This window comes from Nocardiopsis halotolerans DSM 44410 (assembly GCF_000341065.1).
Lineage (GTDB): Bacteria > Actinomycetota > Actinomycetes > Streptosporangiales > Streptosporangiaceae > Nocardiopsis > Nocardiopsis halotolerans.
Map to the genome: position 1 here is coordinate 1 of NZ_ANAX01000144.1, position 9,934 is coordinate 9,934.

The 9,934-nt window shown below is 73.0% G+C and carries 9 protein-coding genes; 5 read left to right on the top strand and 4 right to left on the bottom strand.

Features of this window, described 5'->3' with window-relative positions:
- From D455_RS0110540 to D455_RS0110550, 3 genes are all read left to right on the top strand, one after another.
- Positions 1–784 (top strand): decaprenyl-phosphate phosphoribosyltransferase (locus tag D455_RS0110540; RefSeq protein ID WP_017570689.1); only part of this gene is annotated, 784 nt, incomplete at its 5' end.
- The gene (locus D455_RS0110545; protein ID WP_026122507.1) at positions 784–2,154 is read left to right on the top strand and encodes an FAD-binding oxidoreductase; all 1,371 of its coding nucleotides are present in this window, start codon (positions 784–786) and stop codon (positions 2,152–2,154) included. The genes D455_RS0110540 and D455_RS0110545, both read left to right, overlap by 1 nt.
- A 78-nt stretch (positions 2,155–2,232) precedes the next feature.
- Positions 2,233–2,985 carry an SDR family NAD(P)-dependent oxidoreductase gene (locus tag D455_RS0110550; protein ID WP_017570691.1) on the top strand — a complete coding sequence of 251 codons (753 nt, stop codon included), beginning with the start codon at positions 2,233–2,235 and terminating at the stop codon, positions 2,983–2,985.
- Between the two features lie 7 nt (positions 2,986–2,992).
- Here the strand turns inward: D455_RS0110550 and D455_RS0110555 are convergent, their stop codons facing one another.
- On the bottom strand, positions 2,993–3,634 hold the full coding sequence (locus tag D455_RS0110555) for a TetR/AcrR family transcriptional regulator (protein ID WP_017570692.1): 642 nt from the start codon (positions 3,632–3,634) through the stop codon (positions 2,993–2,995).
- A 120-nt stretch (positions 3,635–3,754) separates the two neighbouring features.
- Between D455_RS0110555 and D455_RS0110560 the strand changes: the two genes are divergently transcribed.
- Together D455_RS0110560 and D455_RS0110565 are read left to right on the top strand one after the other, a co-directional pair.
- Positions 3,755–5,236: a DHA2 family efflux MFS transporter permease subunit gene (locus tag D455_RS0110560; RefSeq protein ID WP_017570693.1), complete on the top strand. Its 1,482-nt coding sequence runs from the start codon at positions 3,755–3,757 to the stop codon at positions 5,234–5,236.
- Between the two features lie 137 nt (positions 5,237–5,373).
- Positions 5,374–6,285 (top strand): NADP-dependent oxidoreductase, encoded by a 912-nt coding sequence (locus D455_RS0110565; protein ID WP_017570694.1) that lies wholly within the window; start codon positions 5,374–5,376, stop codon positions 6,283–6,285.
- On the opposite strand, the gene D455_RS0110570 is transcribed toward D455_RS0110565, so the two are convergent.
- The 3 genes from D455_RS0110570 to D455_RS0110580 all read right to left on the bottom strand — a co-directional run bounded on the left by D455_RS0110570 (position 6,275) and on the right by D455_RS0110580 (position 9,715).
- Entirely contained in the window at positions 6,275–7,663 is a 1,389-nt protein-coding gene (locus tag D455_RS0110570) for an MFS transporter (RefSeq protein ID WP_017570695.1), read from the bottom strand. The genes D455_RS0110565 and D455_RS0110570 overlap by 11 nt on opposite strands.
- Complete coding sequence (locus D455_RS0110575; protein ID WP_017570696.1) at positions 7,660–8,643, bottom strand: oxygenase MpaB family protein; 984 nt, start codon at positions 8,641–8,643, stop codon at positions 7,660–7,662. The genes D455_RS0110570 and D455_RS0110575 overlap by 4 nt, the downstream gene beginning before the upstream one ends.
- A 109-nt stretch (positions 8,644–8,752) precedes the next feature.
- Positions 8,753–9,715 carry an oxygenase MpaB family protein gene (locus tag D455_RS0110580; protein WP_040684785.1) on the bottom strand — a complete coding sequence of 321 codons (963 nt, stop codon included), beginning with the start codon at positions 9,713–9,715 and terminating at the stop codon, positions 8,753–8,755.
- Positions 9,716–9,934 lie beyond the last annotated feature (219 nt).

The window sequence follows — 9,934 nt, forward strand, 5'->3', positions numbered from 1 at the left end:
GCTGACCAGCGCGGCGGTGTTCGCCCTGTTCTGCGTGGCCGCCAGCGGAACCTACCTGCTCAACGACGTCCACGACGCGCACCGCGACCGCGCGCACCCGCGCAAGCGCCACCGTCCGGTGGCCTCCGGCGCGCTCCCCGTCCCGGTGGCCGTCACGGTCGGAACCGTGCTCGGCGCCGCCGCGCCGCTGGCATCCCTGCTCCTGGACAACCCTCCGCTGTCCGCCCTGGTCACCGGATACGTGCTGCTCACACTGGTCTACACCCGCCACCTCAGGAATCTGGTGGTGTGCGACCTGGTCGCGGTCGCCGCCTGTCACGTGCTGCGCGCCGTGGCGGGCGGTGTGGCCGTCGGCGTGCCGCTGACCTCGTGGTTCGTGATCGTGGTGTCGTTGGCCGCCCTGCTGGTGGTGGTCGGCAAGCGCGAGGCCGAACTGCACGCGAGCGTCGTCGGACGCCCCGCCGGGAACACGGGCGCGGGGTCGGACGCGGTCCGTCCGACCCTGCGCGGCTACAGCACCACCTACCTGTCCCAGACCCGCACCATGGCGTCGGGCGCCATGATCGTCACCTACTGCCTGTGGGCCCTGGAACCGGGCGACGGACCTCGGACGCTCTTCCACACGCTGAGTATCGTTCCGTTCATCATGTTCGTCCTGCGCTACAACCTGCTCGTGGACCGGGGCGTGGGGGAGGAGCCCGAGGAGATCGCCCTGCGCGACCGTCCCCTCCAGCTCATCCTCTGCGGACTCGTGGTCCTGGTCGGATCGGGGATCTACCTGTGATCCAGCCGCCGCCGGGCCGTCGCACCCTTCTGCACGGGTGGGGGCGCACCGCGCCCACGGCGGCCCACGTCGTACGCCCCCGCACGCCCGGGCAGGTCGCCGAGGCGCTCTCCCGGGCGGGGGAACGCGGGGCGCTGCCGCGCGGGCTCGGACGGGCCTACGGCGACGCCGCCCAGGACTCGGGGGGACTGGTGCTGGACTGCACCGGACTGACCGGGCCCGTGCGCCTGGACACCGGGCGCGGTGAGGTCACCGCCCCGGCGGGCACCAGCATGGACGCCCTCATCACCCACCTGCTGGGTCGCGGTTTCTTCGTCCCGGTCACCCCCGGGACCAGCCGCGTCACCCTGGGCGGTGCGATCGCCGCCGACGTTCACGGCAAGAACCACCACACCGACTCCTCCCTCGGCGCGCACCTGCGCGCCCTGACCCTGGTGACGCCCGACGGGCGCACGCGCCGCCTCGGCCCCGGACCGGACGGCGGGGACCCCGACCTGTTCTGGGCGACCGTGGGAGGGATGGGGCTGACCGGGGTGGTCACCGAGGCGACCCTGGCCGTGTTCCCGGTCGGGACCGCGTACATGCGGGTGGACACCGACCGGACCGGGAGCCTGGAGCGGACCCTGGAACTGATGGCGTGCTCCGGCCACCGGTACTCGGTGGCCTGGCTGGACCTGTTCGCCCGGGGCGGCGCTCTGGGCCGGGGCGTGGTCACCCGGGCCCGCCACGCGGAACCGGGGGACCTCCCGGCGCCGCTGCGGCGGGACCCGCTGCGCCACCGCGGGACGAGCGTGCCCGTACCGCCCCTCACCCCGCCGGTGGGAGTCGTGAACCGGTGGACCGTCGGCGCGTTCAACGCCCTGCGCCACGGCCGGGCGCCCCGGCGGCGACGCGGCCAGGTCCAACCCGTGGGCGGCTACTTCCACCCGCTGGACGCCCTCGACGGATGGAACCGGCTCTACGGGCGCCCCGGGGCCGTGCAGTACCAGTTCGTCGTGCCCTTCGGTGCCGAGGACACCCTGGCGGGGATCGCCGAGGACCTGTCGGAGGCGCGGGCTCCCTCCTTCCTGGCGGTCCTCAAACGCATGGGACGGCCGACGCCCGGACCGCTGTCCTTTCCCCGTCCCGGGTGGTCGCTGGCCGTGGACCTGCCCGCCGACCTGCCCGGACTCGGCGCCGTGCTGCACCGTTTCGACGAGCGCGTGCTCGACGCGGGCGGTCGCCTGTACCTGGCCAAGGACAGCCGGGCCCGAGCCGAGACCGTGCACGCCATGTACCCGGAGCTGCCCGCGTGGCGCCGGGTGCGCTCGATGGCCGATCCGGACGGGGTGCTGGTCTCCGACATGGCCCGCCGCCTGCGGCTCCTGTGACGGCGCACCCCGGTGACGACACGATGACGGATGTACCCGGTGGGACCGGGACGGACTTGCGGAAAGGCGGGGAGCGCCGTGCGTGACTCGGTGGGAACGGTACGGAGCGTCCTGCTGCTCGGCGGACGCAGCGAGATCGGCCTGGCCATCGTCGAAAGGCTGGTCCGCGAGGGCGCCCGCGAGGTGGTGCTGGCCGCCCGCGGCGGGGTGCCCTCCCCGCCCGACGCCCTCACCGAACCCGGGGCCGCCGTGCACTCGGTGGACTTCGACGCCAGCCTGCCCGACACCCACACCGGAACCGTGGCGGAGGCGGTGGCGCTGGTGGGCGACCTGGACGTGGTGGTGGACGCGTTCGGCGTGCTGGGGGAGCAGGCCGCGTACGAGGCCGACCCGGCCGCCGCCGCACGCGCCGCCGCGGTCAACTACACCGGGCACGTGTCCGCCGACCTGGCCGTGGCCGCACGCCTGCGGGAGCAGGGACACGGCACGCTGGTGGTGCTCTCCTCCGTGGCGGGCGTGCGGGTGCGCAGGTTCAACTTCGTGTACGGGTCGGCCAAGGCGGGGCTGGACGGTTTCGCGCAGGGACTGGCCGACTCCCTGCACGGGTCCGGCGCGCGGGTCCTGGTGGTGCGGCCGGGTTACGTGCCGACGCGGATGTCCGCGCACGTGGCACCCGCACCGTTCCCGGCCACCCCCGGCCAGGTCGCGGACGCGGTGTCGGCGGGGCTGCGCTCGGGGGCCACCACCGTGTGGGCACCGCGCGTGCTCCAGCCGCTCTTCACGGGCATGCGGCTGATGCCCCGCTTCCTGTGGCGCCGCCTGGGCCGCTGAGGGCCGGTCAGCGCGGACCGTAGAGCCGCAGGAACGCGTCGACGCCCGAGCGCACGATCTCCCGGTGCTCGGCCTCGGGCAGGGGGAGCGTGTGGAAGAACGACCGGTTGGTGGCCGGGGTCTGCACCAGGGCCACGAAGTGCCCGGTGGCGGCCTCCTCCTCCCCCTCGGCGAGGGACAGCAGGCCCCGGTCCGCCATGGCGCGCAACCGCGCGGCCAGCCCCCGGTACACGGGCTCGGGGCCGGTCTCCTGCCACACCCGGATGATGTCGGGGAAGTGCGTGGCCTCGGCCATCAGCAGCCGGACCAGGGCGCCGTGGTCCGGGCGGCGTGAGCTGGGGGAGGCCCACTCCAGACCGAAGGCGGCCAACGCGGACGCGGCGTCGGCGGGGGCGTCGAGGTGACGGGCCGCGACCTCGGTGAAGTCCTCGGCTACCGCGGTGCTGCTCTCGGCCACGATGGTCGCGAACAGGGCCTCCTTGTCGCGGAAGTGGTTGTAGACGGTCCGCTTGGACACTCCCGCGTCGGCGGCGATGGCGTCCACACTCGCGCGCGTGTAGCCCTCCCGCAGGAACACCCGGAGCGCGGCCTCGGTGATCGCCGCGCGTTTGGCGGGGGACCGGCGCCGCTTCGCCGTCTCGGTGGCCATCGTCCGCACCCCTCCGCTTCTTCCCGGGTCTCCTCCCCATTCTCCCCTGGCGGCGGGGGACGGCGGGACGGAGGTCCGGTCCACTGGACCTTATTGCACTGCACGGTGTAGTTTACAAGCATGTCCGAGTCAGAAGCCCCTCCGACCGGGGCACCGCGGCGCCTCGACCCCGCCCTGCTCAAGCTCTCCGGTGTGCTGCTCGTCGGCGCGTGCGCCGCGCTGCTCGACAGCACCATCATCACCGTCGCGATCGACGGTCTCTCCCGTGCCTTCGGCGCTCCCGTGGCCGAGGTCCAGTGGGTGGCCACCGCCTACCTGCTGGCCATGACCGCGGTCATCCCCGTGACCGGCTGGATCGTGGACCGCCACGGCCAGCGTGCGGCCTGGATCGGCGCGCTCGCGCTCTTCGGCGCGGGATCGGCCCTGTGCGCCGCCGCCTGGTCGGTGCCGAGCCTGGTCGCCCTGCGTGTGGTCACCGGCCTGGGCGGCGGGATGCTGCTGCCGCTGACGATGACCATCCTGGTCAGGGCCGCCGGCCAGGACCGGGTGGGCCGTGCGCTGGCCCTGGTGAGCGTCCCCGGCCAGCTCGCACCGGTCCTGGGGCCCGTGCTCGGCGGTCTGGTGCTGGACTCCCTGGGGTGGCGCTGGGTCTTCCTCGCCACGCTCCCGCTCACCGCCGCCGCGCTCGCCCTGGCGGTACGCGGCGTTCCGGCGGACACACCCAGCAAGGAGGAGCGGATCGACCTGACCGGACTGGCGCTGCTCCCTCCGGGCCTCGCCGCGCTGCTCTACGGGCTGTCGGTCCTGGGGGAGGAAACGCACGGACCGCTGCTCGCCGCCGGGGGCGTGCTCCTGCTGGCCGGGTTCGCCGTCCACGCCCTGCGCCGCCGTCCCGGTGCCCCGCCCCCGCTGATCGACCTGCGTCTGTTCTCCGACGGGCAGTTCCGGATCGGCGCGTTCCTGATGTTCGTCTTCGGACTGTGCATCTGGGGAGGCATGTTCCTGCTGCCGCTCTTCTACCAGCAGGTGACCGGCGCCGACGCCCTCGCCGCCGGGGTGCTCATGGCGCCGATGGGAGCGGGCGTGGCGGTGGCGGTGCTGGTCGTGGGGCGGCCCGCCGACCGGGTGGGACCGCGTCCGCTGGTGGTGGGCGGCCTGGTCCTGGCCGCCCTGGCGACGCTGCCCTTCGGGTTCGTCACCGGGGACACCTCCACCACGCTGCTCGGCGCCGTCCTGTTCGTACGGGGCCTGGGCCTGGGAACCGCGTCGGTGCCGCTCCTGGCGGCGGCCTACCGGGGGCTCGCGCCCGAACGCGTTCCCCGCGCCACCAGCGCCCTCAACGTGACGCAGCGGATCGGCGCGGCGGCCGGAACGGCGGGGCTGGCGTTCGTCCTGACCACGGCGCTGGCGGAAGCGGGCCAGCCCGCACCTGCCTTCCAGACCGCCTTCTGGTGGATGACCGCGCTGACCGCCGTGGCCGTGCTCCCGGCGCTGTTCCTCCCGTCCGCCCCGCCCGGGCCCGCGGTGAACGGGACCTCGGCCCCAGCCGAGGGCGGTAGCCCGCCCCGGTGCGGAGCGCCCTCGGCGGACGAGGACGGGTGACGGAGGGGACGCCGTGGCCGAGGGCCTCAGGAAACACCGCGTCCCTCTCCCCGCCACCTCCGTGACAACCCCCGCGGCCGCCCGGCCGCGGGATCGGAACCCCGGCCCCGCGGGGCCGCCGACCCCTGGAGAAGCACATGTACGCGATGACCGTTCCCCGTTTCGGCCCGCCCGAGGTCCTCACCCCGGTGGAGCTGCCCGTGCCCGAACCCGGTCCCGGCCAGGTGCGGATCCGGGTGGCCGCGGCCGGAGCGCTGCCCGTCGACGCCCGTGTCAGACGCGGTGAGCGGCCCCTGAGCGACGCCGTCACCCTGCCCCTGGTGCCCGGGAACGAGTTCGCCGGAACGGTGGACGCGGTCGGTCCGGGTACCGACGAACCGGCGCCCGGGACCGAGGTGCTGGGCTTCGGCACGTTCGGGGGCTACGCCGAGTACGTGGTGGTCCCCTCCGACCAGGTGGTCCCCAAACCGGCCGCCATGCCCTGGGAGGTGGCGGGCGGTTTCTCCGCCCAGGCGCAGGGCGCCCACATGGCCCTGAGCGCGGTCGGCGTCAACCCCGGCGAGACCGTGCTGGTCAACTCCGCCGCCGGAGGCCTGGGTACCGTCGCCGTGCAGCTGGCCCGCGCCTGGGGTGCCGCCATGGTGGTGGGCTCGGCCAGCGAGCGCAACCACGACCACCTGCGGGAGATCGGCGCGGTTCCCGTGCTCTACGGGGAGGGACTGGCCGAGCGCGTGCGCGCGGTGGCGCCGCGGGGGGTGGACGCCGCCCTGGACTCCTTCGACGACGACTCCCTGCGCCAGGCCGTCGGCATCGTCGGCGACCCCCGGCGCGTGGTCAGCATGGTCTCCCACGAGACCGCCCGCGAACTGGGCCTGCCCGAACCCGCGGGTCCCCGCTCGGCCGCGCGCCTGGCCGAGATGGTGGACCTGTACGAGCGGGGGCTCATCCGCGTCCATGTCCGGAGGGCCGTGCCGCTGGCGGACGCGGCGCTGGCCCACCGCGAGCTGGACACCGGCCACGGGCGCGGCAAGATCGTCCTCACGCTCTGACCCGGTGGCGGGGCTCCCCGGTGTCCTCGGCGGTCAGCCGGTAGAACGCCAGCGGAACCAGGCAGCACAGCATCAGCACGCCGGGCACCAGCGTGCTGCCGATGAGCATGCCGCGCAGCGCCTCGTCGCTCTGCCGGACCGCCTCCCCGGGGCCGGACTCCACGTAGCCGCTCAGCGCCAGCGACAGCGACAGCAGGCCGGTGCCCACCGACTGCGCCATGGCCTCACCGGAACTCCACACCCCCGAGAGCACCCCGCTCTGACGCTGGCCCGACGCGTCCGTGGTGGCCAGGCAGTCGGCCAGCATCGACCACGGCAGCAGGTTCGTCCCGGACAGGCCCACGCCCACCAGCACGGAGGACAGCACCGCGCCGGGGAAGCCCCACAGCGGGATCAGCAGCAGCCCCAGGGCGCCCAGCACGAACACCGACGCCGAGTACCCGGCGGCACGGCGCTTGTCCACCCGTACCGACAACCGCTTCCACAGGGGGGCCGACACCATCAGCGGCACCAGCACGCACACCATGAGGATGCTCGTGTACTCCGGGTTCCCCATGACGTTGGCCGTCACGTACGGGACGCCGGCGACCATGGTCCCGCTGGCCGTGGCCATCAGCAGGTTCGCGGGGAAGAGCACCCGGAAGTGCCGGTGGGTGAAGGCCGTCCGCAGCTGGGCGGCCAGGCCCTCGGTGCGGTGCGGGAACGCCGGGCGCGGCGCCCGGCGCGTTCCGACCACCGAACCCAGCGTCGAGACCAGCACCACGCCGCCCATGGCCAGGCCCATCATCCGGTATCCGGCCACGGCGTCGTCCGGAACCGCCTGGAGGACGGGGGCCAGGGCGCCGCCCAGCATCAGGGCGAGCCCCACGAACGCGGTCCGCCACGTGTTGAGCGTGGACCGCTCGTGGTAGTCGGAGGTGATCTCCGCGGGCATGGCGGTGTGCGGCACCTGGAACACCGACGACGCCAGCGCGGCGGCCACGAACACGACCGCCACGTAGACGGCGGCGGCGTCGCCCTCCAACGGCGGTCCGGCGAACACCGCGGCGAACAGCACGGGAAGGGTGAGCGCTCCGGCCAGCATCCACGGGCGGCGCGGGCCCCACGACGAGCGCGTCCTATCTGACCAGATTCCGATATACGGACTGACCAGAAGATCCACCAGCTTGGGCAGGAACACCACCAGCCCCGCCAACGCGGGGCTCACCGCGAGGGTGTCGGTCAGGTAGATCAGGAGCAGCAGCCCCGGCACCGTGTTGAAGACGCCCGTGGCCACCGCACCGCTGCCGTACCAGGCGTGCACGGAGCGGGGCAGCGGCGCGCTCCGGCCCCCGCCCGCGCCGCGGGTGCCTCCGAAGCGGTCGGCCGTGGCCGTCACGTCCGACCGTCTGCGGAGGCCGGTTCCTCAGGAGCGCTCCGCTCCTGCTGGGAGGCGTGCTCCCGAGCGTCCCCATCGCCGTACAGCTCCGCGTGTCCGACCGGGTCCACGTCGTGCGCCACCGGGCAGCCCGCCGGGAACGTGCCGATCCGGTTGACGTCGTAGCCCTTCGGGTAGCTGCGGATGTTCGGGTTGTCGTCCGCCCACAGCGGCTCCTCGCGCGGCTTCATCCGGCGCACCACCTTGGCGCGCAGCTTCAGCGCGAGGTCGGCACCCCGGCGCCAGGCCCTACCGGGCGGGTCGTAGCGGAAGGTCTCGATGAGCGACTCGTCCAGGATCGCCATGGAGAACCTACGCGCCAGCCCGGACACGCGCCGCGGGTAGAAGGTCACCATCAGGTCGAGGGTGGCGTCGGAGACCGCGCGTCCGCCGTCGGTGTAGGCGAAGTGCTCGCGTTCGTAGGAGTCGAGGAGGTCGCGGAACTCCTCGTAGGTCTCGGGGATGTCCTTGATCCCCATGTAGCGGCCGAGCTTGCGGTAGTAGTGCGTGATCGCCGAGATCTCGTGCCCGCTGAGGCTGCGCCAGCCGTAGCCGTAGTCGTTGAGCCAGCGCACGGGCATGACGACGAAGGTGCTGAGCACGTAGCGGTAGTCGTCGTTGCTGATGTCGTAGGAGCGGTGCATCTGGTTCATCCGGCGCAGCGCGTCACGGCCCTGCCCCGGTTCGAACCCGTACCGCATCATGGTGTTGAGGATCAGCGCGGTGTCGTCGTAGCGCTTCTGGGTGCTGCCGGTGAACTCGTTGGTCCTGCCGAGCAGCTCACCGATGCTGGGCACGGCGTAGGTGCGGTACAGGGCGATGCCCAGCGCCCGGCCCATGTCCCAGGGGAACTCCTGGGAGTTGAGGATCTGCATGATCCGGACGCAGTCGGCCTCGGGATCCAGGTGATGGATCTCGTCTCGGAGGTCGAAACGTTTCATTCGGGGTTCCTTCGGGAGAGGGGGCGGCGGGGTGCGCGGGGGATGGGCGACACGCGGGGGACGGCGGGGGTCGCGGGGGCGTGGAGAACGCGCGGGGGAACGCGGGACGTCAACTTCCGGTGTCCTCGGAGGCGTGCGGTGCGCTCGCCTGCCCCGGCGCGGGCACGCGGGCGCCCGTGGCGGTGACCTCACGGGTCGCCAGATCGTGCGGGACCGGGCACCCCTTCGGGAAGGTGCCGATCCGGGACGGGTCGTAGCCGTCGGGGTAACTGCGGATGTTGGGGCTCTGCCGGGCCCAGCGCGGCTCCCTGCGCGGAGGCATCAGACGCACCACCCTGGCGCGCAGGCGCAGCGCGGTACCGCTCAGCCACCGCCAGACCGCGGAGGGCTCCGGGTAGCCGAAGGCCCGGATGAGCCGGTCGTCGAGCAGCGCCTTGGTGAAGGGGCGCACCAGCGGACGCTGCCAGGCCGGGTAGAAGTCCACCATCAACCCGAGGGTGGCGTCGGAGACCGCGCGTCCGCCGTCGGTGTAGGCGAAGTGCTCGCGTTCGTAGGAGTCGAGGAGGTCGCGGAACTCCTCGTAGGTCTCGGGGATGTCCTTGATCCCCATGTGCCTGCCGAGCTTGCGGTAGTAGTTGGTGCTCGCGGCGATCTCGTGTTCGCTGAGGCTGCGCCAGCCGTAGCCGTAGTCGTTGAGCCAGCGCACGGGCATGACGACGAAGGTGCTGAGCACGTAGCGGTAGTCGTCGTTGCTGATGTCGTAGGAGCGGTGCATCTGGTTCATCCGGCGCAGCGCGTCACGGCCGCGGCCCGGACCGAATCCGTGCTCCATGATGTCGTTGAGGATCAGCGCGGTGTCGTCGTAACGGTGTTGCGTGCGCTCGGTGAACTCGCGGGTGTGCGCCAGGAGTTCGCCGATGCTGGGCACGGCGTAGGTTCGGTACAGGGCCAGGCCCAAGGCCTGCTCGATGTCCCACGGGAACTCGTGGTTGCCGAGGATGCGCACGATCTGCTCGCAGTCGGCCTCGGCGTCCAGGGCGTGGATCCGGTCGCGCCACTCGAACCGCTTCATGGAGAACTCCACTCACCTTCGTGCGGGCCCGCCCCGAGACGGGTCCATGGTCCGGGGGGTGTGGCACGCCGGACGGCGTTCCACGGGGCGCACTTTACCTGGAAGCTCCTTGTGTACAGCGGTTCCGGGGGTCCAAGTGTGTCCGGAACTGGGTTTTGTGTCCGTAATGGGGGCCTGTCGGATGTGTACCCGCCGGAGAGGAGCCCGCTGGACGGTGTC